The organism is Streptomyces sp. NPDC016845, assembly GCF_044332585.1.
Classification (GTDB): domain Bacteria; phylum Actinomycetota; class Actinomycetes; order Streptomycetales; family Streptomycetaceae; genus Streptomyces.
Genome location: NZ_JBIRPI010000010.1, coordinates 96597 through 120349, shown reverse-complemented (window position 1 = coordinate 120349; position 23753 = coordinate 96597). Strand labels below are relative to the sequence as shown.

Sequence of the window (23753 nt, the reverse complement as noted above, 5' to 3'; positions counted from 1 at the left end):
TACGCGAAAGGGCCCAGGGAGCTTGTGCTCCCCGGGCCCTTTCGCGTTCAGGCGGTGCGGCCGGGGTGGAGGACCGCGATGGTGACGGTGGCGTCGTCGATCTCGTACAGCACGCGATAGAAGCCGACCCGCAAGCGGCAGGTGTTCGGGTATCCGTGGGAGAAGGTGCCGGTGGGGCGGGGGTCGTCCGCGAGCAGGTCAACCGCGCTGAACACCTGGCGCAACCCGTCGGGGTCGTCTTTCAGGAAGCGAACCGCGGCGTCCGTCGCCTGCTCGTCCCAGATGATCTGAAAGGTCACCCGCGGTCCAGGCCGAGCCGCTTGCGGACCTCTTCGTGCGGGACGCCCACGAACGTGCCGGTTGCCCTACGGGCGCGGTAATCCGCCAGGGCCAGTTGCTCCTCCAGTTCCAGTACCCGCTCCCGCAGCTGCTCTAGTTCCGCCAGCTCGTCGGGGTTGATGAAAACCGCCGCGGGCTGGCCGTGATCCGTGATCGTGATGCGCTCGCGGGTGTGCGCGGTGCGACGGACCAGGGAACCGAACCGGGCACGGGCCTCGGTGATGGGCAGCGTCTCGCTCATGTACAGAACTGTACACTTCCCGCACCTTCAGTGCAGTCCCTCGATCGAGCGACAGCCCCAGCCGCGACGTACCCTGGAACCCCCGGCCCGTTCGACGTGTCGGGCCTCTTGCGTTGCCCACCCCGGACGGGAAAGGCCAAGCCCCACCCATGAGCCTGTACGGACTGCTCGACGCCGTCGTCAAGGACGCGGCCCTCACCGAAGCGGTGAAGGCCGCCGGCGACGGCAACCGGATGCACATCGACCTCGTGGGCCCGCCCGCGTCCCGCCCCTTCGCCGTGGCCGCACTCGCCCGCGAGACGAAGCGGACCGTCCTCGCCGTCACCGCCACCGGGCGCGAGGCCGAGGACCTGGCCGCCGCGCTGCGCTCACTGCTCCCCGAGGACGAGGTCGCGGAGTTCCCGTCCTGGGAGACGCTGCCGCACGAACGCCTCTCCCCGCGCTCCGACACCGTGGGCCGCCGCCTCGCCGTACTGCGCCGCCTCGCGCACCCGCGCCCCGACGACCCCGAGACCGGCCCGGTGTCAGTGGTCGTCGCGCCCGTCCGCTCCGTGCTCCAGCCGCAGGTCAAGGGGCTCGGTGACCTGGAGCCCGTCGCCCTGCGCAGCGGGCAGAGCGCCGACCTGGGCGAGGTCGTCGAAGCCCTCGCCGCGGCCGCGTACGCCCGGGTCGAACTCGTCGAGAAACGCGGCGAGTTCGCGGTCCGCGGCGGCATCCTCGACGTGTTCCCGCCGACCGAGGAACACCCGCTGCGCGTCGAGTTCTGGGGCGACGACGTCGAGGAGATCCGGTACTTCAAGGTCGCCGACCAGCGCTCGCTGGAGATCGCCGAGCACGGCCTTTGGGCTCCGCCCTGTCGCGAGCTGCTGCTCACCGACGACGTACGCGCCAGGGCCGCCGACCTCGCCGAACTCCACCCGGAGCTGGGCGAACTGCTCGGAAAGATCGCCGAGGGCATCGCCGTCGAGGGCATGGAATCCCTCGCGCCCGTCCTCGTCGACGACATGGAGCTGCTCCTCGACGTCCTCCCCGAGGGCGCGATGACCCTGGTCTGCGACCCCGAGCGGGTGCGCACCCGCGCCGCCGACCTCGTCGCCACCTCGCAGGAGTTCCTCCAGGCGTCCTGGGCGGCGTCGGCGACCGGCGGCGAGGCCCCGATCGACGTGGGCGCGGCCTCGCTGTGGGGCATCGCGGACGTCCGGGAGCGGGCGCGCGAGCTGGGCATGATGTGGTGGTCGGTGTCGCCGTTCGCCGCCGATCTGGACCTGGACGCGGACACCCTCAAGCTGGGCATGCACGCCCCCGACACCTACCGCGGCGACACCGCGAAGGCGCTGGCGGACACCAAGGGCTGGCTGGCCGACGGCTGGCGCACCGTCTACGTCACCGAGGGGCACGGCCCCGCCGCCCGTACGGTCGAGGTGCTCGGCGGCGAGGGCATCGCGGCCCGCCTCGACAAGGAGCTGGACCAGCTCGCCCCGTCCGTCGTGCAGGTCAGCTGCGGCTGCCTGGAAGTCGGCTTCGTCCACCCCGAGCTGAAGCTCGCCGTCCTCACCGAGACCGACCTGACCGGCCAGCGCACCGCCGGCAAGGACGGTCAGCGGATGCCCGCCCGGCGCCGCAAGACCATCGACCCGCTCACCCTCGAATCCGGCGACTACATCGTCCACGAGCAGCACGGTGTCGGCCGCTACATCGAGATGGTGCAGCGCACGGTCCAGGGCGCGACCCGCGAGTACCTCGTCGTCGAGTACGCGCCCGCCAAGCGCGGCCAGCCCGGCGACCGCCTCTACATCCCCACCGACCAGCTGGAGCAGATCACCAAGTACGTGGGCGGCGAGGCCCCCACGCTGCACCGGCTCGGCGGCGCCGACTGGACGAAGACGAAGGCGCGCGCCAAGAAGGCCGTCAAGGAGATCGCCGCCGACCTGATCAAGCTCTACAGCGCGCGCATGGCCGCCCCCGGTCACGCCTTCGGCGCGGACACGCCGTGGCAGCGCGAGCTGGAGGACGCGTTCCCGTACATCGAGACGCCCGACCAGCTCACCACGATCGCCGAGGTCAAGGAGGACATGGAGAAGACGGTCCCGATGGACCGGCTGATCTGCGGCGACGTCGGTTACGGCAAGACGGAGATCGCGGTGCGCGCCGCGTTCAAGGCGGTCCAGGACGGCAAGCAGGTCGCGGTCCTCGTCCCGACGACGCTCCTCGTGCAGCAGCACTTCGGCACGTTCTCCGAGCGCTACGCCCAGTTCCCGGTCAGCGTGAAGGCGCTCAGCCGCTTCCAGACGGAGACCGAGTCGAAGGCGACGCTCGAAGGGCTGCGGGACGGCTCGGTCGACATCGTCATCGGCACGCACCGACTCTTCTCCTCCGAGACCAAGTTCAAGGACCTGGGCCTGGTCATCGTCGACGAGGAGCAGCGCTTCGGCGTCGAGCACAAGGAGCAGCTGAAGAAGCTCCGCGCCAATGTGGATGTGCTGACCATGTCGGCCACGCCCATTCCCCGTACGCTCGAAATGGCCGTGACGGGCATCCGTGAGATGTCGACGATCACCACGCCGCCCGAGGAGCGCCACCCGGTCCTCACCTTCGTCGGCCCGTACGAGGAGAAGCAGATCGGCGCCGCCGTCCGGCGCGAGCTGCTGCGCGAGGGCCAGGTCTTCTACATCCACAACCGCGTCGAGTCCATCGACCGCGCGGCGGCCCGGCTGCGCGCGATCGTCCCCGAGGCCCGGATCGCGACGGCCCACGGCCAGATGTCCGAGCAGGCCCTCGAACAGGTCGTGGTGGACTTCTGGGAGAAGCGGTACGACGTCCTCGTCTCGACGACGATCGTCGAGTCCGGCATCGACATCTCCAACGCCAACACGCTCATCGTCGAGCGCGGCGACAACTTCGGCCTCTCGCAACTGCACCAGCTGCGCGGACGCGTCGGCCGTGGCCGCGAGCGCGGCTACGCCTACTTCCTCTACCCGCCGGAGAAGCCGCTGACCGAGACCGCGCACGAGCGGCTCGCGACCATCGCCCAGCACACGGAGATGGGCGCGGGCATGTACGTGGCGATGAAGGACCTGGAGATCCGGGGAGCCGGAAACCTCCTCGGCGGCGAACAGTCCGGGCACATCGCGGGCGTCGGGTTCGACCTGTACGTACGGATGGTCGGCGAGGCCGTGGCCGACTACCGCGCCTCGTTGGAGGGTGGCGTGGAGGAGGAGCCGCCCCTCGAGGTCAAGATCGAGCTGCCGGTCGACGCGCACGTCCCGCACGACTACGCGCCCGGCGAGCGCCTGCGCCTCCAGGCCTACCGCGCCATCGCCTCCGCCAACACGGAGGAGGACGTCAAGGCGGTGCGCGAGGAGCTGACCGACCGCTACGGCAAGCTGCCCGAGCCGGTCGAGAACCTGCTCCTCGTCGCGGGCCTGCGCATGCTCGCGCGCGCGTGCGGCGTCGGCGAGATCGTCCTCCAGGGCAACAACATCCGTTTCGCCCCGGTGGAGTTGCGGGAGTCGCAGGAGCTGCGCCTCAAGCGGCTCTACCCCGGCACGGTGATCAAGGCGGCCACGCACCAGGTCCTCGTACCGCGTCCGAAGACGGCGAAGGTGGGCGGCAAGCCGTTGATGGGCCGCGAACTCCTCGCCTGGGCGGGCGAGTTCCTCACGTCGATCCTGGGGTCGTAGCGTCTGCCGTAGCGCTTGCCGAAGCACTGGCCGTACCGCTGGCCGTAGCGCCTGCCTCGGCGCCTGCCTCGGCGCCTGCCTCGGCGCCTGCCGGGCCGAACGCGCGGCGTCGCCGGGCCCGTTTGGGGTATCCGATTCCCCGGCCCTGTCCCGGCGCCGCGTGATCTTGCTCGGGTACGGTGAGCGGGCCGTACGCGAACAAAAGGGGAGGTAGTGCCGTGCTGCGAGGCGCTGGGCAGGGGGCGGCCGCCGTGCTGATGGCCGTCGTCGCCGTCACCGGGTGCAAGGCCGAGGTGGACCGGGCCGGTGGGGCGGGGCCCGAGCCGCAGGGCCAGGGGCAGGGCAAGGCGGGCAGCGCGCTCGCCGCCGTCGACCAGCTCGCGGTCAAGGGGCGCGCGCCCAAGACCGGCTATGCGAGGGAACGGTTCGGCACCGCGTGGGCCGACACCGACTCCAACGGCTGCGGCACCCGTGACGACATCCTCAAGCGCGACCTGGAGTCGGTTCGCTACTCGGACGGGAAGTGCAAGGTCGTCTCCGGGCGGCTCGCGCCCGATCCGTACGGAGGCAGGGACATCACCTACACGCGCGGGCGCAGCAAGGTCGACATCGACCACCTCGTGGCCCTCTCCGACGCCTGGCAGAAGGGCGCCTTCCAGTGGGAGCCGAGCAAGCGCATCGCGTTCGCCAACGACCCGCTGAACCTGCTCGCCGTCGACGCCACCCCCAACCGCAGCAAGGGCGACGGTGACACGGCGACCTGGCTGCCGCCGAAGAAGGGCTTCCGGTGCGCGTACGTGGCCGGGCAGGTCGCCGTGAAGAAGAAGTACGGGGTGTGGGTGACCGCCGCCGAGCGGGACGCCATGAAGAAGGTGCTCGGCACGTGCCCGGAGCAGAAGCTGCCGACGGGCGGAAATCCGACTGCGGCGCCGTCCCGGTTCCATGCACGATGAGGGCATGAGCACCCCGCCCGGCCCCTCGTCCCGGTCCGCGCCATCGCTGAGGATCACCACGCTCGCCGAGCGGCCCGAACTGGCCGCCGCCCTGTGGGCGATGCCGGACAACTGGCCGGTCTTCGCCGTGCGGGATCCGGCCGCCGTGCTGCTCATGCCGCGCATTCGTGACGAGCTGCCCGAGTACGTGCTCGTCGCCACCGACGCCGACGGGGAGGTCGTCGCCCGGGGCTTCAGCGTGCCGTTCGCGCTGTACGCCGAGGAGCGCGGGGAGTTGCCGGACCGGGGCTGGGACCAGGTGCTGCAGTGGGCGTTCGCCGACCTGGCGAGCGGCCGGGCGCCGGACACGGTCAGCGCCGTCGAGATCACGGTCGTGCCCGCGATGCAGGGCAGGGGGCTGTCCGGGCTGATGCTCGCCGCCATGCGGGACAACGCGCGCGGGCGGGGCTTCCGTGAGGTCGTCGCCCCCGTGCGGCCCAGCGCGAAGCACCTGGAGCCGGCCGTGCCGATGAGCGAGTACGCGTACCGGGTGCGGGAGGCGGACGGGCTGCCGAGCGATCCGTGGCTGCGGGTGCACGTCCGCGCGGGCGCCGTCATCGACAAGGTCGCCCCAGCCTCGATGGCCGTGTCCGGGTCGCTCGCGCAGTGGCGTGCGTGGACCGGTCTCGCCTTCGACGCGGCGGGGCCGGTGGAGGTGCCGGGCGCCCTGGTGCCGGTGCGGTGCGAGCCGGCCCATGACCACGCCTCGTACGTGGAGCCGAACGTGTGGGTGCGGCACGCGCTGTGAACAGCGCGTGCCGCGGGTGCAGGCCGGTCATCTCCCCCCTCGGGCGACCGGTTCCTACAGCTTCAGGTCCCACTGCGTGGCGTTGTACTCGAAGCTCGGCGTGACCTCGACCGTCAGGTTCTTCGCGGCGGCCGGGGCGTCGAAGCCGTAGACGACCGTGGCCTTCTTGCCGGGCAGGATCGTGCCCTCGAAGCCGGTGCCGACCTTGTCGTCGAAGATCTGCTCGGCCTCGACGCCGTCCTTGCCGGCCCGCGCGGTGGTGCTGAGCAGGGCCGAGTCGAACTTGGCCTTGCTGTCGTTGGTGACCGTGACGGTCACCTTGTAGGCGTGGTTGCCCTTGGTGTGGCCCGCCGCGAACTCGTCCGGGTTGTAGGCCACCGGGTTGGAGACCGTCACCGTCAGGTCGTCCTCGTAGATGATGGCGTCGCCTGCCTCGAGGGCCTTGTCGGGGTCGGGCTTCTTCTCGTCCGCCGCGGCGCCGGAGTCCCCCGTGTCCTTGGCGTCGCCCGTGTCCTTGGCGTCGTCGGACGTCTTCGTGTCCTTGGCCTTCGTGTCCTGGACCGACTTGTTGATCTCGTCCACCGCGTCGTCGACCGCCTTGAACGTTGTGACCGCGCCGAAGACCGCGAGGCCCAGGGAGACCAGCGCGAGGACCACGCCGGTCAGCGCCACGCCCTTGTTCGTCGCCTCGCCGCGCTTGGCCCGGCCGCGGCCCGTCAGGCCCAGGATCAGGGCGATCACGCCGAGGATGCCGGCCAGCCAGAACAGGATCGGAATGATTCCGGACAGCGCGCCGATGACGCCGAGGATCAGCGCCGCCGTGCCCAGCCCGTTGCGCGCGACCTGCGGCTGCTGCTGCGGCGGCTGGAACGGCGGGTACTGCGGGTGCTGCTGGGTCTGGGACATGGGTTCCTCCGTGATGAGAGACGCCAACCTCCCCCCGGCTTTCCGTGTGTCCGGCGGTTGGCTGGGTCAAGGACACCACAGCCTGTGAACCGAGTCAACCGTGTTCACGCCGTTCGGGTCCCTACACGTGTGAACGGGCCTCTTACGCGACAGTCGGTATGGTCAGCTGTGCACACACGCCGCCAGGCGTACACATGCCAGGCGGACTCATACGTGCCAGGCGCGCACACCGACCGCCACGAGGGGAGACGAAGCGGTGCAGGAGAACGCGACAGAGGTGACAGCCGCCGGGATCGCCCGCCTCGCGGGCGTGGGCCGGGCCGCCGTCAGCAACTGGCGGCGCCGCCACGCCGACTTCCCCAGACCCGTCGGCGGCACCGAGACAAGCCCCTCCTTCGCGCTCGCCGAGATCGAGGACTGGCTGCGCGCCCAGGGCAAGCTCGCCGAGGTCCCGCTGCGCGAGCGCGTCTGGCAGCAGCTCGCAGGGCACCCGGCCGGCCCGGTCACCGCCCTCCTGCACGCCGGAAGCGTCCTGCTGCTCGTGCACGACCGGCCCACCGAATGGCTGGCGCTGGCCAAGACGGACGACGACCACACCCTCGCCGAGCTGCTGTCCCCGGCCCTCGAAGGCGTGCTCACCCCGCGCTTCGGCCACACCACCCAGCGCGCCCTGCCCACTGCGGACCCCGCGGCTCTGCTGCCGTCCGTGTCCCTGCTGCGCGGCGTCGGCGAGCTCGCCGCCGACCTCGGGGCCCGCCGCACCTTCGCCTTCCTGCTCGGCCGCCACCTCGACGCCAACCCCCGCCAGTACACCTTGACCCCGCCGGGCCCCGCCGAGCTGATGGCCGCCCTCGCCGGACCCGCGAAGACCGCGCTCGACCCGGCCTGCGGCACCGGCGCACTGCTGCACGCCGTACGCGCCCTGGACACCCGCCCCGGACAGCGCCTCTACGGCCAGGACTCAACCGCCGAACTCGCCGCCCTGACCGCGCTGCGCCTCGCCCTCGACGGACAGGACGGGCAAGGAGGCACCCCGGCCATCCGCACCGCCGCCGCCGACACCCTGCGCGGCGACGCCCTGAGCGACGTACGCGCCGACGTCGTGCTCGCCCACCCGCCGTTCAACGAGCGCGGCTGGGGCCACGACGAACTCGCCTACGACCCGCGCTGGGAGTACGGCTTCCCGGCCCGCACCGAGTCCGAACTCGCCTGGGTGCAGCACGCCCTGGCACGCCTCAAGGACGGCGGCACCGCCGTGCTCCTGATGCCCCCCGCCGTCGCCTCCCGCCGCTCGGGCCGCCGCATCCGCGCCGACCTGCTGCGGCGCGGCGCCCTGCGCGCGGTCATCGCCCTGCCCGCCGGAGCCGTCCCGCCGAACAACATCCCGCTGCACCTGTGGGTCCTGCGCAGGCCCGCCGCGCAGCCGCTCGCCGCCCCCGAACTGCTCCTCGTCGACACGACCTCCCTGACCGCCGCCGGTGACGTACGCGAGAAGCAGGGCTGGGCCGCCGTACGGGACGCCGTGCTCGACGCCTGGCGCGCCTTCGACCGGGCCGGCTCCCTCGCCGAACGGCCCGAACTCGCCCGCTCGGTGCCCGTCATCGAACTCCTCGACGACGAGGTCGACCTCGCGCCCGCCCGCCGCCTCCCGCCGCAGGCCGCGGGCGGCGGCGCCGCCGAGCTGTCCGCCGTGCGCGAGCAGCTCACCGACACCCTGCGCCTGACCACCGACCTCACCCCGAAGGACGCGACCCCGGCCGCGTCACCCGCGCGCTGGCCGCAGACCACGATCGGCGAACTCGCGCGCGCGGGCGCGCTCACGCTCCGCTCGGCCACCACCGTCACCCTGGGCGGCGACATCGACGGCCACGCGCGCGTGCCCGTCCTCACCGACCACGACGTGCTCACCGGGTCCGCTCCCTCCGGCAGCCACACCGGCGCCGCCGTCGACGGCGAACCCGTCCTCCTGGAAGTGGGGGACGTCGTCGTGCCGGTCGTCGGCGGCGGGGCCACCGCCCGCGTCGTCGACGAGGCCACCGCGGGCGCCGCCCTCGGCCGCGGCCTCGCCCTGCTCCGCCCCGACCCGGCCGCGCTCGACCCCTGGTTCATCGCCGGGTTCCTGCGCGGCACCGCCAACAACCGGCAGGCCAGCAGCTACGCCTCCACGGCGACCCGGCTCGACGTGCGCCGCCTCCAGCTGCCCCGCCTGCCCCTGACCGAACAGGCCGGGTACGGCGCCCGGTTCAAGTCGCTCGCCGCCTTCGAGAACGCGCTGCGCTCCGCGGGCCGCCTGGGCGAGCAACTCGTACAGGGCCTGCACGACGGCCTCACGGACGGCGTGATCGAACCGGAATGAACGGCGTGACCGAACCTGAATGAACGGTGTGATCGAACCGGAATGAACGGTGTGATCGAACCGGAACCAACGAGGAGAACCGGAGTGGGCCCATCCCGGGGCCTGTTGTCCCTGTCGGCCTATACGCTCGGAGCAGCACGCGGTTCCTAGCGTGCGGTTCGCAGCGGCAACAGACCAGCAGGAGCAGACATGTACGGGCCCGGCGCGGCGCCGCCCTCGCGCAACGAGGGCACGGTCATCACCCTCCGGGTCCTGTTCCCCGTGCTGTCGGTCATCAGCTGCGGCCTGCTCTCGTGCGTGCCGCTGTTCCGGATCGCGGTGCTGCGCGGAAAGGCGCTCGACTGGGTGCTCGCCTGGACGGCGCTGCCCGTCACCCTCGCGCTCCTCGCCGTCGTCGGCTCGCTGCCGGAGGGGGACCACCGCACCGACGTGGCGCTCGCCGCGGTCCTGATCATCGCCGCCGCGAGCGCCGCGCACTTCCTGGTGTTCGACATACGCCGCTCCCAGCTGCCGCATCCGCACGCGCACCCGTACCCGCCGACGGCCACCACGGTCGGCTACGGCTACCCGCAGCACCAGCCTCAGCACCAGCCTCAGCCCTACGCGCAGCCCCAGCCGCCCACGCGGCCGATGCACGCCATGCCCACCCAGGCCGCGAACCCGGCGCCCGCCCCCGTCCCGCCGGCGCCGTCGGCCCCCGCGCCGCAGAACCAGACCCCGCCCCCGCCGCCGCACCGCATCGACCAGGTCCGCGCCGAGCTGGACGAGCTGAGCGACTACCTGCGCAAGCGGGAGGACGGCGGCCGGTGACCTTCCCGCCACCCGCCGCCGCGGCGAGCGGCGGCCACGTCATCGCCGGGCGCTACGAACTCTCCACGCTCATCGGCCAGGGCGGCATGGGCCAGGTCTGGACGGCGTACGACAAGCGCCTGGACCGCCGCGTCGCCGTCAAACTCCTGCGCCCCGACCGCGTCGCGGGCGCCGAGGCCGACGAGCTGCGCCGCCGCTTCCTGCGCGAGTGCCGGGTCACCGCCCAGGTCGACCACCCGGGCCTGGTCACCGTGCACGACGCGGGCACGGAGGGCGAGGAAGCCTCCTCGTTCCTGTACCTCGTCATGCAGTACATCGACGGCTCGGACCTCGGCGACCACCTCGCCGAGCACGACCCGTACCCGTGGCCCTGGGCCGTCTCGGTCGCCGCCCAGCTGTGCGCCGTGCTCTCCGCCGTGCACGCGGTGCCGATCGTCCACAGGGACCTCAAACCCCGCAACATCATGGTGAAGAAGGACGGCACGATCACCGTCCTCGACCTCGGCGTCGCCTCCGTCATGGACAGCGACACCACCCGCCTCACCCACACCGGCTCACCCATCGGCACCCCGGCTTACATGGCGCCCGAGCAGGCGATGGGCGGCGCCGTCGGCCCGTACACCGACCTCTACGCGCTCGGCGTGCTCCTCTTCGAACTCCTCAGCGGCGACGTCCCCTTCGCGGGCACCACCGCCCTCGGCATCCTCCACCGCCACCTGTACGAGGCGCCGGTCCCGGTCCGCAGGATCCGCCCCGAGGTCCCCGAAGCGCTGGAGAACCTCGTCCTGCGCCTCCTCGCCAAGGACCCCCAGCACCGGCCCGCCTCCGCGCAGCAGACGTACGAGGAACTGCTCCCGCTGCTGCCCCCGCGCGGGGTGCCCACCGGGCATCCGCTCGACCCGACCCGCCCGTTCCTGCGCCCGCACGCGCCCTGGCCGGACCGGGCCCGTACGCCCGCGCCGCAGCCCGCGGGCTCCGACGTCCAGGGCGAGCGCCCCGACGTCGCCCGCGCCGTCGACGAGGTCAAGCGCCTCCTCGGCGAGGGCCGCATCACCCAGGCCGTCGACATCCTCGGCGCGATCCTGCCCGCCGCCGCGGCCCAGCACGGCGAGCACTCTCCCGTGGTGCGCACCCTGCGCAAGCAGTACGCGGCCACGCTCATGGACGACGGCCAGTACCGCCGCGCCCTGCCCGAGCTGCGCCGCCTCGCCGACGAGCGCGCCGCCGAGGCCGGTCACGCCGACCCGCAGTCGCTGCAGTTCCGCTACGAGGCGGCCCAGTGCCTGGAGGCCCTCGGCGAACCGGCCGCCGCGCTCGCCGAGTACCGCTCACTGCTTCCGTACTACGAGAACCAGTACGCCACCACCGACCTGCGCCTCGCCCTCGAAGTACGCCGCCGCATCGGCCAGCTCCTCCTCGCCGTCGGCGACCGGGGCGCCGCGCACGAGACGCTCGTACGCCTGCTGCACGACGCCGAACGGCTGCACGGACCCGGACACCCGTTCCCGGCGGAGGTACGGCGCACGCTGCAGTGGCTGGGGCAGGTCAGGGGCTGACGCGGGGCACCGGCTATCTTTCGTAGCCGCCGATCGCCGCGATCGGCTCCGGAACAGCACACAGGGGTGGGGATCTCATGACGAGCAGCACCAAGGGCTCCAGACCGGGCAGCCACCGGCTCTCCAAGCGCAACCGCTACGTGGCCTGGGGCGCCGCCGGAGCGGTCGTCGTCGCGGGCGCCGCGTTCGCCGCCACCAACGCCTCGGCCGCCACCACGTGGCCCGCGCAGAAGACGTACACCGGCCGCGCCTTCGACACCTGCACCGCGCCCTCCGCCGCCGCCATGAAGGCCTGGCACACCGGCTTCTACGGCGCCGCCGCCGTCTACATCGGCGGAAAGAACCGCGGCTGCGCCCAGCCCAACCTGACCAAGTCCTGGGTCAAGACGGTCAACGCGCAGGGCTGGAAGCTCATCCCGCTCTACGTGGGCGCCCAGCCGCCCTGCCAGACCGGCACCAGGAACGAGAAGATGACCGCCTCCGGCGCGGCCTCGCTCGGCACCGCCGACGGCAAGGACGCCGTCGCCAAGGCGTCCGCGCTCGGCATGAAGGCGGGCAGCGCGCTCTACCTCGACATGGAGCCCTACGACATCAAGAACGCGTCCTGCAACAAGGCCGTGCTCACCTATGTGCGCTCCTTCGACAAGGTGCTGCGCGCCAAGACGTACCGCGCCGGCTACTACGGGTTCAGCAGCTCCAGCGCCGCCGCCGTCGCCACCGCCAAGGACCGCACCGACCTGCCGGGCAACCTCTGGTACGCGAAGTGGGACAAGGTGAACACCACCACGTCCGACTGGCCCTGGGCCAAGTCGCTGTACACGAACCACAGCCGTGGCCACCAGTACATGGTCAACAGCAAGGAGAAGCGCGGCGGTTACACGATCACCGTGGACCGCAACGCGTGGGACGCGCCGGTCGCGATCGTCGGCTGACCCCTCCCGCGCCGACCACCCGTTCGGACCCGAGTACCTCAACTCGCGGCGAATCGTTGTCGAATAGGTGGCCGAGCCAGCGGCCACCTCCTACCATCGATCACGGACTTTGTGCACCGACGCACAAACTCGCCGCAGGGAGGCTCACCTTGCACCGCCGCACCAGCAGCCGTCGCCGTACCGCGCTCGTCCTGTCCGCCGCCGCCATCGCCGCCGCGCCCCTTCTGACCGCCTGCGGGAGCGAGGCGCACCCCGGCGCCGCGGCCGTCGTCGGCGGCCAGCGCATCACGGTCGCCCAGCTCGAGACCCGGGTCAACGAGGTACGGGACGCCCAGCAGGCCGCCACGAAGGACAGCGCCGAGTACGAACAGGCCATCGCCAAATCCGGCGGCCTGACCCGCAACACCCTGCACACCATGGTCCTCGACCGGGTCCTGCACCGCGCCGCCACCGACGCGGGCGTCACCGTCACCCGCAAGGAGATGCAGGACATGCGGGCCGGTCTGGAACAACGGGCGGGCGGCGCCGAACAGTTGGAGACCGGCTGGCTGGCGCAGTACAACGTGCCGCCGAAACGGTTGACCGAGAGCCTGCGCACCGAGATCGAGGCGCAGAAGCTCGCGACCGCGCTCGGCGCCGACATGCAGACGCAGGAGGGCCAGAGCACGTTCTGGAAGGCGATCGGCGAGGCGTCCAAGGAGCTCAACGTCGACCTGAACCCGCGCTACGGCGCCTGGGAGGTGTCCCCGCGCAGCCGTCTCGTCGAGTCGAAGACGCCATGGCTGAAGCAGGTCACGCGCCAGGAGCCCCCGTCGTCCCAGCAGACGGCGTAGGAGCCTGTCTTCGTACCCTCGCCCCCTGGGTTACGTTCGAATGGTGAACGATCGAGAGATGCACGCCTCCACCAGCGCGACCGGCGACGACGCGGCGGGCCGCATCGTCCTGCTCACCACGAGCCACCGGGTCGCCCCCGGGCTGCTGTCCTGGCCGGCGTGGGAGGTGCTGCGGGGTGCCGACGCGGTGCTGTGCGCCGACGCCGCGCACCCGCAGCTGCCGTACCTGAAGGAGGCGGGCGTCGAGGTGACGCTCGCGGCCGGGCCCCTGACGGCCCGCGACCTCGTCGACCTCTGCGCCGACGGCGACCGCACGGCGGTCGTCCTCACGACGGCCGAGGGCGACCGCCGCCTCACGGACGGCCTCGCCACGCTCGCCGGCTCGGGCCGCGAGCGGATGCCGTCCCTGGAACTCCTCCCCGGCTCCTACGACCTCCCCGGCGCCCGCCTCCTCGACCTCGTCCAGGTCATGGACCGCATCCGCCGGGAATGCCCCTGGTCGTCCCTGCGCACCCACGAGGAGCTGGCGAAGTACGCGATCGAGGAGGCGTACGAGCTGGTCGAGGCGATCGAGACGGACGACCGTACGGAGCTGCGCGAGGAGCTCGGCGACGTCCTCCTCCAGGTCGTCTTCCACGCACGTATCGCGGAGGAGGACCCCGAGGAGCCCTTCTCCGTGGACGACGTCGCCGGCGGCATCGTCACCAAGCTCATCCACCGCCACCCGCACGTCTTCGGCGACGAGACCGCGTCCACGCCGGAAGAGGTCAGGGAGATCTGGCTCCGCAAGAAGGGCGAGGCCAAGCGCCGCGCCTCGGTCACGGACGGCGTCCCGGTGGGCCAGCCCGGTCTCGCCCTCGCCGCGAAACTCGGCTCCCGCGTACGCACGGCGTCCCTGGACGTCCCGCTGCCGACCGGCACAGGAATCGGCTACGAACTCCTCGCCCTGGCCCTGCGCGCGGAGGCGGAGGGCGTCGACCCGGAGACAGCGCTGAGGGCGGCGGCACGGGCGTACCGGGCGGCGGTACGCGTGGCCGAGGGACTCGACGAGGGGCTCGACGAGGACTAGCCCCCTTCGCTACGGCTCCGCCACCCGCTCCGGATACCGTCGGAGGGTGACCGAAAGCCCCGCCCCCGCCGACATGCCCGAACTCTTCACCTGGGAGTTCGCGAGCGACCCGTACCCCGCCTACGCCTGGCTGCGCGAGCACGCGCCCGTGCATCGCACCACCTTGCCGAGCGGGGTCGAGGCATGGCTGGTCACGCGGTACGCGGATGCCCGGCAGGCCCTTGCCGACCAGCGGCTCAGCAAGAATCCGGAGCATCACGACGAGCCCTCGCACGCCAAGGGCAAGACGGGCATTCCGGGTGAGCGCAAGGCCGATCTGATGACGCACCTGCTCAACATCGACCCTCCGGACCACACCCGGCTGCGTCGCCTCGTCTCCAAGGCGTTCACCCCGCGTACGGTGGCCGAATTCGCACCCCGGGTGCAGGAGCTGGCGGACGACCTCATCGACCGGTTCGCGGCGAAGGGCGAGGCCGACCTGATCCACGACTTCGCCTTCCCGCTCCCCATCTACGCCATCTGTGACCTGCTCGGTGTCCCGCGCGAGGACCAGGACGACTTCCGGGACTGGGCGGGCATGATGATCCGGCACGGGGGCGGACCGCGCGGCGGCGTCGCCCGGTCGGTGAAGAAGATGCGCGGCTACCTCGCCGAACTCATCCACCGCAAGCGCCAGGAGCCCGGCGACGACCTCATCTCCGGCCTGATCCGCGCCTCCGACCACGGCGAGCACCTGACCGAGAACGAGGCCGCGGCCATGGCCTTCATTCTGCTGTTCGCGGGTTTCGAGACCACGGTCAACTTGATCGGCAACGGGACGTTCGCCCTGCTCACACACGCTGAGCAGCGTGAGCGGCTGCAGCGCGGCCTGGCCGGGAACGACACCGCTCTCCTCGCCACCGCCGTCGAGGAGCTACTCCGCTTCGACGGCCCCGTCGAGCTGGCGACCTGGCGGTTCGCGACCGAACCCCTCACCATCGGCGGCCAGTCCATCGCCACCGGCGACCCGGTCCTCGTCGTCCTCGCCGCCGCGGACCGCGATCCGGCGCGGTTCGCGGAGCCCGACACCCTCGACCTCTCCCGCCGCGACAACCAGCATCTCGGCTACGGCCACGGCATCCACTACTGCCTCGGCGCGCCCCTCGCCCGGCTGGAGGGACAGACCGCCCTCGCCACGCTTCTGACGCGCCTTCCGGACCTGCGGCTCGCCCAGGAGCCGGCCGAACTCCGCTGGCGCGGCGGGCTCATCATGCGCGGACTGCGCACGCTGCCCGTGGAGTTCACGCCCGAGCGCGGCCGGACGTACACCCCGGAAAGCTGACAGATTTTCAACTTCGTGACTTTCACGTGATCTGCGCTGCATCGACTTGTGACAAGCGTTCGAGTCCCGCTACGTTCACCAGTCATCGCGACACAGGCACAACCGGCACCACTTCCGCCACCCTGTCGCGTGCTGCATCAGTCTCGCGAAAGGCAACCGCATGCTCACCGGGAACGGTCGTCACCGTCGCCCTCGTCAGGCCCCTGCTCTGGTCGTCGCCGCCGGTGTCACCGGCAGCGCCATCGCGATCCCGCTGCTCGCCGCGACGGGCGCGAACGCCGCAACCACCACCACCTGGGACAAGCTCGCCGAGTGTGAGTCCGGTGGGCAGTGGAGCCTCGACGCGGGCAACGGCTACTACGGCGGGCTGCAGTTGTCGCAGGAGACGTGGGAGCAGTACGGGGGCCTCGACTACGCCCCGACCGCCGACGAGGCCAGCCGTTCGCAGCAGATAGCCGTCGCCGAGAAGGCGCTCCAGGCGAAGGGGCCCAGCGTGTGGCCCAGCTGCTCGATCGTGGCCGGTCTGACGCAGAGCGACGACGCGGCCGAGGTGGACCCGGGGGTGAGCGTCTCCCCGCGGCCGTCCGGCCTCGCCCAGTCGCCGGACGCGGTCGGTTCCGCGGGTTCCTCCGGCGCCTCGGACTCGGCGGACTCGTCGGATTCAGCGGACTCGGCGGATTCTTCGGCCTCCGATGGAGAGAAGAGTCACCAGGACCCGGGCGCGAGTGGCGCGTCCGAGGCGCGCGGGTCGGGCGCGGACGGCGGCACATCCGGCTCCGGCTCCTCCGGGGACGCCGACGCGCCCGCATCTGACGCCCCGTCGGCCGGAGCCACCGGCGATACCCCCGGTAACACGGCGAGCGACGAGCCGAGCGGCACCGCCGAAGAGGGCGAGTCGGGCAAGTCGGGGCAGACGGACGCCACTTCCGACGCCGGCCCGGACGCGTCCTCCGCCGGCCGCCACCGGGGCGACCGCGCCGCCGACGACACCGCCGTCTCCCGGCAGGGTGAAGGCCGTCACGCCTCCCGCGAGGAGGTCCGCGCCGAGAGCGCGTACACGGTCCGCTCCGGCGACAATCTGACGGACATCGCGGCCGCGCAGAACGTCGACGGCGGGTGGAATGCCCTCTACGACCTCAACAAGAAGACGGTCGGTACCGACCCGGATCTCATCCTTCCTGGTCAGAGTCTGGATCTTGGCCTCGAAACGGATGAAAAGTAACTGAAAAATAGGGAGGGTTGAGGCGCGTATGTCCACTTTTGCGAGAGTGAGACATGAGTCTCAAACACCCTGATCGTCTTTGAAATCGGGCGGATCGACTGCTTAACGTCGTCACCGCTCGCCACAGCGGGCCCCGACGGACGTCACGCCGAATCCTGCCAACGTCCGTACGGGAACAGTCGACGCGTCAGCGCCGTAGGCAGGAGCGGGGGACCCAAGGTAAGCGCCGGTCCGCCGGCTTGGGGTTAAGCCGCGCACAAGGTTGCGCGGCCGGACACTCACTGGTCCGAACCCGACAGCTCACCTCGTAGGCGTCGGTGAGGGGATTCCTTCATGCTGCTTTCCAGCAAGGGCAAGCACCGTCGCCCGTCCAAGGCTGTCCGTGTCGCCACCCTCGCGGGTGTCGCCGGTGCCGCCGTCGCCGTTCCGCTGATGGGTGCCACGGGCGCCTCCGCCGCCTCCACCTCCGAGTGGGACCAGGTCGCCTCCTGCGAGTCCGGCGGCAACTGGTCGATCAACACCGGCAACGGCTACTACGGCGGCCTGCAGTTCTCGTCCTCGACGTGGGCCGCGTACGGCGGCACCGCCTATGCGTCCTCCGCCGACCAGGCCTCCAAGGCGCAGCAGATATCGGTCGCCGAGAAGGTTCTCGCCTCGCAGGGCAAGGGTGCCTGGCCGAGCTGCGGCGTGGGCCTGTCCGGCGCCTCCACCGGCAACTCCGCCCCGGTCGAGTCGCAGTCCTCGCAGCAGTCCCAGCCGCAGCAGCAGGAGCGCTCGGACTCCTCCACGACGACCCGCTCGCAGCAGCGTGAGCAGCCGCAGCAGCAGGCTCAGCCGCAGCAGGAGACCAAGAAGGACACCGTCACCACCCCGACCGGCAAGAAGGTCGAGAAGGGCGACGGCGAGTACAAGGTCGTCACCGGCGACACGCTCAGCAAGATCGCCGAGGCGCACGGCACCAACTGGCAGAAGGTGTTCAAGCTCAACAAGGACATCGTCGCCGACGCCGACCTGATCTACCCGGGCCAGCAGCTGCACCTCAAGTAGGACCCCTGGAGCTCCCGGAGCCCCCGGAGCCCCGGAGTTAGACGACCCGGCATCGGCGGACGCCGGGTCCAGGGCCGCTCGCTCAGGCGACCCCCGTTCCGCCGCACGTGTGCGGAACGGGGGTCGCCGTCTTTGTTCCGTTAGGAAACATTTCGCTATCGGCGTTGTCCACAACACGGGCGGTCGGCTGGCCGATGCCCCCGGGGCGGTTACGCTCAGGGGTGCGGGCCAGCCGCCCGCGCTGTTGTGTCACATCCCAGAAGGAGATGCTCGTGCCGTCCATCGACGTCGTCGTAGCCCGGGAAATCCTGGACTCCCGAGGCAACCCCACGGTCGAGGTCGAGGTCGGCCTCGACGACGGCAGCACGGGTCGTGCTGCCGTCCCGTCGGGCGCCTCCACCGGTGCCTTCGAGGCCATCGAACTCCGTGACGGTGACCCCAACCGTTACCAGGGCAAGGGCGTCGAGAAGGCCGTCCTCGCCGTCATCGAGCAGATCGGCCCGGAGCTCGTCGGCTACGACGCCACCGAGCAGCGCCTGATCGACCAGGCGATGTTCGACCTGGACGCCACCGACAACAAGGGCTCGCTCGGCGCCAACGCCATCCTCGGCGTCTCCCTCGCCGTCGCGCACGCCGCGTCCGAGGCCAGCGACCTGCCGCTGTTCCGCTACCTCGGTGGTCCGAACGCGCACCTGCTGCCCGTCCCGATGATGAACATCCTGAACGGTGGGTCGCACGCCGACTCCAACGTGGACATCCAGGAGTTCATGATCGCCCCGATCGGCGCGGAGTCCTTCTCCGAGGCGCTGCGCTGGGGCACCGAGGTCTACCACACCCTCAAGAAGGTGCTGAAGACCAAGGGCCTGTCCACCGGCCTCGGCGACGAGGGCGGCTTCGCCCCGAACCTGGAGTCGAACCGCGCCGCGCTCGACCTCATCCTCGAAGCGATCAAGGAGGCCGGCTACATCCCCGGCCAGCAGGTCGCGCTCGCGCTCGACGTCGCCGCCTCCGAGTTCTACAAGGACGGCGTGTACGAGTTCGAGGGCAAGCAGCGCTCGGCCGCCGAGATGACCGAGTACTACGCCGAGCTCGTCGACGCGTACCCGCTCGTCTCCATCGAGGACCCGCTGTTCGAGGACGACTGGGCCGGCTGGAACACCATCACCGAGAAGCTCGGCGACAAGGTGCAGCTCGTCGGCGACGACCTGTTCGTCACCAACCCGGAGCGCCTGGCCCGCGGCATCGAGGAGAACTCGGCCAACGCCCTGCTCGTCAAGGTCAACCAGATCGGCTCGCTGACCGAGACCCTGGACGCCGTCGAGCTGGCCCAGCGCAACGGCTTCAAGTGCATGATGTCCCACCGCTCCGGCGAGACCGAGGACGTCACCATCGCCGACCTCGCCGTCGCCACCAACTGCGGCCAGATCAAGACCGGCGCCCCGGCCCGCTCCGAGCGCGTCGCCAAGTACAACCAGCTCCTGCGCATCGAGGAGATCCTGGACGACGCGGCGGTCTACGCCGGCCGCTCGGCCTTCCCGCGCTTCAAGGGCTGAGCTCCCGCGTTGCAGGGGCTGACCGCCCCGGCGCCGTAGTTCCGTACGTCCCCGCACTCGGTCCCGTACCGTGTGCGGGGACGTACGCACGTGGGCGGCCGGACGGCGCTCGGATCGGGGAGGCGACAGGCGAATGCCGGGAAAGGTAAGGAGCAGGGGCCAGGGCGACTCGGCCCGCTTCTCCACCGCCACCCGCCTGCGCGTGCTCGGCGAGCAGACGGCCGAGCGCGTCTACCGCTCGCAGAACAAGCGCCAGGCCCGCCGCTCCCGCCTCACCGGCCGGGCCGCGCTGCTCGCCCTCGTCGTCTGCACGCTCGTGGTCGCGCTCGCCTACCCGATGAGGCAGTACGTGTCCCAGCGCGGCGAGATCGCGGACCTGCAACGCCAGCAGCAGGAGGCGAAGGACCGGGTCGAGCGGCTGCGCGACGAGAAGGCGCGCTGGCAGGACGACGCCTACGCCGAGCAGCGGATCCGGGAGCGCCTGCACATGGTGGCGCCGGGGGAGACCGGGTACGTGGTGCCCGATCCCCGCGCCACCGAGGACGGCCGGGACGAGCAGGGCGCGGCCGACCGCCCCTGGTACTCGAACGTCTGGGACGGCGTCGACAAGGCCGACCGCGCGAACTGATCACCGTTACCCCGCCCCACACCGAAGTGAAAGACAGGCATGGAAACGCCCCCGCCCCAGACCGAGCCCACCGCGCCCACGGACGCCGACATCCACGCGTTCCAGGAGCAGCTGGGCCGCCCGCCGCGCGGCCTGCGGGCCATCGCGCACCGCTGCCCCTGCGGCAACCCGGACGTCGTCGAGACGGCCCCGCGTCTGGAGGACGGCACGCCGTTCCCGACGACGTACTACCTGACGTGCCCGCGCGCGGCCTCGGCCATCGGCACCCTCGAGGCCAACGGCGTGATGAAGGAGATGACGGAGCGGCTCGCGACCGACCCCGAGCTGGCGCGCCAGTACCGGGCGGCGCACGAGGACTACATCGCCCGTCGTGACGCCATCGAGGTCCTGGAGAACTTCCCGAGCGCGGGCGGCATGCCGGACCGTGTGAAGTGCCTGCACGTGCTCGTGGCGCACTCGCTGGCGGCGGGCCCCGGGGTGAACCCGCTGGGCGACGAGGCGATCGAGATGCTGCCCGAGTGGTGGAAGAAGGGCCCGTGCGTCTCCCCGGAGGTGGCCGAGTGACCCGTGTCGCCGCCATCGACTGCGGTACGAACTCGATCCGGCTGCTCGTCGCGGACGCGGATCCGGGGACGGGTGAACTCGTCGACCTGGACCGGCGGATGACGATCGTCCGGCTAGGCCAGGGCGTCGACAAGACGGGGCGCCTGGCCCCCGAGGCGCTGGAGCGCACCTTCGCGGCGTGCCGTGAGTACGCCGAAGTGATCAAGGAGCACGGCGCCGAGCACGTCCGCTTCGTGGCCACGTCGGCCTCGCGCGACGCCTCGAACCGGGACGACTTCGTCCGGGGCGTCCTGGACATCCTGGGCGTCGAGCCCGAGGTGATCACCGGTGAGCAGGAGGCGGCGTTCTCCTTCACGGGTGCGACGAAGGAGCTGACGGGCCGGGCCGACCTGGACACGCCGTTCCTGGTGGTGGACATCGGCGGCGGCTCGACCGAGTTCGTGGTCGGTGACGAGGAGGTGCGCGCCGCGCACTCGGTCGACATCGGCTGCGTACGGATGACGGAGCGGCACCTGGTCGCGCAGGACGGCACGGTCACCGACCCGCCGACCGCCGCGCAGGTCGAGGCGGTCCGCGAGGACATCGTGGCGGCGCTGGACCGGGTGGCGGGGCTGGTCCCGCTGGCCGAGGCCCGCACGCTCGTCGGCCTGGCCGGTTCGGTGACGACGGTGGCGGCGCTCGCGCTCGGCCTCAAGGAGTACGACTCGGCCGCGATCCACCACTCGCGCGTCTCCTACGAGAAGGTCGCCGAGCTGACGGAGTGGCTGCTGACGTCCACGCACGACCAGCGCGCCCTGAACCCGGTGATCCACCCCGGTCGCGTCGACGTGATCGCCTCGGGGGCGCTCGTGCTGCGGCTGGTCATGGAGCGGACCGGCGCCCGTGAGGTGGTCGTGAGCGAACACGACATTCTGGACGGAATCGCCTGGTCGCTCGCCTGACCGCGGTCTGACCGCGGCCTGCCGCAATCTGACCGCAATCTGACCGCAGGGCCTTCGAATGATCTCGCCTGAGCGTGTCGCGCCCCGTCTGAGCATGGTTGAAGGGGGTCGCGACACGCTCTTCGCGTGCCCCGGCGACAAAGTTCGTGAAGTTCTTCACAAGGAATTCGGCCCTGTTGGGCGCGCTTTGTGGCCCACAGGCCCGTTCGGCGGCGTCCAGGTGGGGTGGCGGGGCCTGCCCGTGGTGTGTCCCGCGTGTTGCGGGAGGGTGAACTCCGGGAGTGGTCCAGTGCGTCGGAAGGCTCACTGTGGCTGCTCAAGAGGGGTGAGCAACGAGTGGCGGTACACCGTGGTTCCCCTCGCCGACCATGACATGGGTCACGTGGGCGGCGAAGTGTAGCAGAGGCACCGTCCGTTCTTGTGAAGGGGCGCACGAGCACCCCCCTCCACACGGGTGGATACTCGATGGCATGAGCACCACGGAGCGTCCCAGGATCCTCATTGTCGGGGGTGGGTACGTAGGCCTGTACGCGGCGCGACGCATCCTGAAGAAGATGCGTTACGCGGAAGCGACCGTCACGGTCGTCGACCCGCGCTCGTACATGACGTACCAGCCCTTCCTCCCCGAGACCGCCGCAGGCAGCATCTCGCCGCGCAACGTCGTCGTCCCGCTGCGACGCGCTGTGCCGGGAGCCGAGATTCTCACCGGCCGCGTCACCACCATCGACCAGGACCGCAAGGTCGCCACGGTCGCCCCGCTCGTCGGCGAGGCGTACGAGGTGCCCTTCGACTACCTGGTGATCGCGCTCGGCGCGGTCTCCCGCACCTTCCCGACCCCCGGCCTCGCCGAGGTGGGCATCGGTATGAAGGGTGTCGAGGAGGCCATCGGCCTGCGCAACCACGTACTTGAGCAGCTCGACAAGGCCGAGTCCACGACGGACGAGGAGATCCGCCGCAAGGCGCTCACCTTCGTCTTCGTCGGCGGTGGCTTCGCGGGTGCCGAGACGATCGGTGAGGTCGAGGACCTGGCGCGCGACGCCGCCAAGTTCTACAAGAACGTGAAGCGCGAGGACATGCGCTTCATCCTGGTCGACGCCGCCGACAAGGTGCTGCCCGAGGTCGGTCCGGAGCTCGGCGTCTACGGCCGCAAGCACCTGGAGTCCCGCGGTATCGAGGTCTACCTCTCCACGACGATGCCCTCCTGCGTGGACGGTCACGTGGTGCTGAGCAACGGCCTGGAGGCCGACTCCAACACGGTCGTCTGGACCGCCGGCGTCAAGCCGAACCCGGCGCTCGCCCGCTTCGGTCTCCCGCTCGGCCCGCGCGGCCACGTGGACACCGGCGCGACGCTGCAGGTCCAGGGCACCGACTACATCTGGGCCGCGGGCGACAACGCCCAGGTCCCGGACCTCGTCGGCCGCAAGAACGGCAACCCGAACGCCTGGTGCCCGCCGAACGCGCAGCACGCCATGCGCCAGGCCAAGGTCCTCGGTGACAACGTGGTCTCGGGCATGCGGGGCTTCCCGCAGGGCGAGTACAAGCACGCCAACAAGGGTGCGGTGGCCGGTCTCGGCCTCCACAAGGGCGTGGCGATGATCGTCATGGGCAAGATGAAGATCAAGCTCAAGGGCCGTCTCGCCTGGTACATGCACCGTGGCTACCACGGCATGGCCATGCCGACGTACAACCGCAAGATCCGTGTGATCGCCGAGTGGACGATCAACATGTTCCAGAAGCGCGACATCACCGCGCTCGGCGCCCTGGAGACTCCGCGCGAGGAGTTCTACGAGGCCGCCAAGCCGGCTCCGGCGCCCAAGCCGGCCGCCGAGAAGTCGCCCGAGAACAGCGACAAGGCCGGGGAGAAGGCCAAGGCCTCCTGACCCGGGCGCAGTCGGTGGTTCCGTAGGACCGCGCAACCCCGAAGGGGCCGCTCGCCATCCGTGGTGCGAGTGGCCCCTTCGGCGTCCCTCCGACCACATGCGTGGCACGTACACATATTTTGCCCATCCGTGACG

General features: G+C 71.2%; 20 protein-coding genes and 1 riboswitch. Of the genes, 17 read left to right on the top strand and 3 right to left on the bottom strand.

Annotated elements, in window-relative coordinates; all coding sequences use genetic code 11:
- Positions 1-47: 47 nt before the first annotated feature.
- Both ACH4RC_RS24200 and ACH4RC_RS24195 read right to left on the bottom strand, forming a co-directional pair.
- The gene (locus ACH4RC_RS24200; RefSeq protein ID WP_398204389.1) at positions 48-299 is read right to left on the bottom strand and encodes a type II toxin-antitoxin system RelE/ParE family toxin; all 252 of its coding nucleotides are present in this window, start codon (positions 297-299) and stop codon (positions 48-50) included.
- Positions 296-580, bottom strand: a complete 285-nt coding sequence (locus ACH4RC_RS24195; RefSeq protein WP_398204386.1) for a type II toxin-antitoxin system Phd/YefM family antitoxin — start codon at positions 578-580, stop codon at positions 296-298. The genes ACH4RC_RS24200 and ACH4RC_RS24195 overlap by 4 nt, the downstream gene beginning before the upstream one ends.
- A 149-nt stretch (positions 581-729) precedes the next feature.
- On the opposite strand from ACH4RC_RS24195, the gene mfd reads away from it, so the two are divergent.
- The 3 genes from mfd (at position 730) to ACH4RC_RS24180 (ending at position 6000) form a co-directional block, all read left to right on the top strand.
- Positions 730-4260 (top strand): transcription-repair coupling factor, encoded by a 3531-nt coding sequence (gene mfd, locus ACH4RC_RS24190; protein ID WP_398204385.1) that lies wholly within the window; start codon positions 730-732, stop codon positions 4258-4260.
- A 257-nt stretch (positions 4261-4517) separates the two neighbouring features.
- The gene (locus tag ACH4RC_RS24185) at positions 4518-5213 is read left to right on the top strand and encodes an HNH endonuclease family protein (protein ID WP_398204680.1); all 696 of its coding nucleotides are present in this window, start codon (positions 4518-4520) and stop codon (positions 5211-5213) included.
- A 4-nt stretch (positions 5214-5217) separates the two neighbouring features.
- Positions 5218-6000 (top strand): N-acetyltransferase, encoded by a 783-nt coding sequence (locus tag ACH4RC_RS24180; RefSeq protein WP_398204383.1) that lies wholly within the window; start codon positions 5218-5220, stop codon positions 5998-6000.
- Positions 6001-6054: 54 nt separating this feature from the next.
- On the opposite strand, the gene ACH4RC_RS24175 is transcribed toward ACH4RC_RS24180, so the two are convergent.
- On the bottom strand, positions 6055-6906 hold the full coding sequence (locus tag ACH4RC_RS24175) for a DUF4190 domain-containing protein (RefSeq protein WP_398204380.1): 852 nt from the start codon (positions 6904-6906) through the stop codon (positions 6055-6057).
- A 256-nt stretch (positions 6907-7162) separates the two neighbouring features.
- Here ACH4RC_RS24175 and ACH4RC_RS24170 point away from each other — a divergent pair, with 256 nt between their 5' ends.
- From ACH4RC_RS24170 to ACH4RC_RS24105, 14 genes are all read left to right on the top strand, one after another.
- Positions 7163-9262 (top strand): N-6 DNA methylase, encoded by a 2100-nt coding sequence (locus tag ACH4RC_RS24170; RefSeq protein WP_398204379.1) that lies wholly within the window; start codon positions 7163-7165, stop codon positions 9260-9262.
- A gap of 189 nt (positions 9263-9451) precedes the next feature.
- Positions 9452-10072 carry a hypothetical protein gene (locus tag ACH4RC_RS24165; protein WP_398204377.1) on the top strand — a complete coding sequence of 207 codons (621 nt, stop codon included), beginning with the start codon at positions 9452-9454 and terminating at the stop codon, positions 10070-10072.
- 41 nt (positions 10073-10113) lie between these two features.
- Positions 10114-11628, top strand: a complete 1515-nt coding sequence (locus ACH4RC_RS24160; protein ID WP_398204677.1) for a protein kinase — start codon at positions 10114-10116, stop codon at positions 11626-11628.
- 77 nt (positions 11629-11705) lie between these two features.
- The gene (locus ACH4RC_RS24155) at positions 11706-12560 is read left to right on the top strand and encodes a glycoside hydrolase domain-containing protein (protein ID WP_398204375.1); all 855 of its coding nucleotides are present in this window, start codon (positions 11706-11708) and stop codon (positions 12558-12560) included.
- 149 nt (positions 12561-12709) lie between these two features.
- Positions 12710-13393: a SurA N-terminal domain-containing protein gene (locus tag ACH4RC_RS24150; protein WP_398204372.1), complete on the top strand. Its 684-nt coding sequence runs from the start codon at positions 12710-12712 to the stop codon at positions 13391-13393.
- Between the two features lie 58 nt (positions 13394-13451).
- Positions 13452-14462: a nucleoside triphosphate pyrophosphohydrolase gene (locus ACH4RC_RS24145; protein ID WP_398204371.1), complete on the top strand. Its 1011-nt coding sequence runs from the start codon at positions 13452-13454 to the stop codon at positions 14460-14462.
- A 73-nt stretch (positions 14463-14535) separates the two neighbouring features.
- Positions 14536-15783 carry a cytochrome P450 gene (locus ACH4RC_RS24140; protein WP_398204675.1) on the top strand — a complete coding sequence of 416 codons (1248 nt, stop codon included), beginning with the start codon at positions 14536-14538 and terminating at the stop codon, positions 15781-15783.
- A gap of 160 nt (positions 15784-15943) precedes the next feature.
- On the top strand, positions 15944-17005 hold the full coding sequence (locus ACH4RC_RS24135) for a transglycosylase family protein (protein ID WP_398204369.1): 1062 nt from the start codon (positions 15944-15946) through the stop codon (positions 17003-17005).
- A 136-nt stretch (positions 17006-17141) separates the two neighbouring features.
- A riboswitch (cyclic di-AMP (ydaO/yuaA leader) is annotated at positions 17142-17334 on the top strand.
- A gap of 4 nt (positions 17335-17338) precedes the next feature.
- Positions 17339-18052, top strand: coding sequence for a transglycosylase family protein (locus ACH4RC_RS24130; RefSeq protein WP_398204368.1), 714 nt, complete (start codon positions 17339-17341; stop codon positions 18050-18052).
- 272 nt (positions 18053-18324) lie between these two features.
- The gene (gene eno, locus ACH4RC_RS24125; protein ID WP_398204366.1) at positions 18325-19605 is read left to right on the top strand and encodes a phosphopyruvate hydratase; all 1281 of its coding nucleotides are present in this window, start codon (positions 18325-18327) and stop codon (positions 19603-19605) included.
- A gap of 133 nt (positions 19606-19738) precedes the next feature.
- Positions 19739-20233 (top strand): septum formation initiator family protein, encoded by a 495-nt coding sequence (locus tag ACH4RC_RS24120; protein ID WP_398204363.1) that lies wholly within the window; start codon positions 19739-19741, stop codon positions 20231-20233.
- Between the two features lie 39 nt (positions 20234-20272).
- Positions 20273-20797: a DUF501 domain-containing protein gene (locus tag ACH4RC_RS24115; protein WP_398204361.1), complete on the top strand. Its 525-nt coding sequence runs from the start codon at positions 20273-20275 to the stop codon at positions 20795-20797.
- Positions 20794-21738, top strand: a complete 945-nt coding sequence (locus ACH4RC_RS24110) for an exopolyphosphatase (RefSeq protein ID WP_398204358.1) — start codon at positions 20794-20796, stop codon at positions 21736-21738. Before ACH4RC_RS24115 ends, ACH4RC_RS24110 begins: the two co-directional genes overlap by 4 nt.
- Positions 21739-22208: 470 nt before the next feature.
- A complete protein-coding gene (locus ACH4RC_RS24105) occupies positions 22209-23618 on the top strand; it encodes an NAD(P)/FAD-dependent oxidoreductase (protein WP_398204356.1) in 1410 nt (469 codons plus the stop codon).
- Positions 23619-23753: the final 135 nt, after the last annotated feature.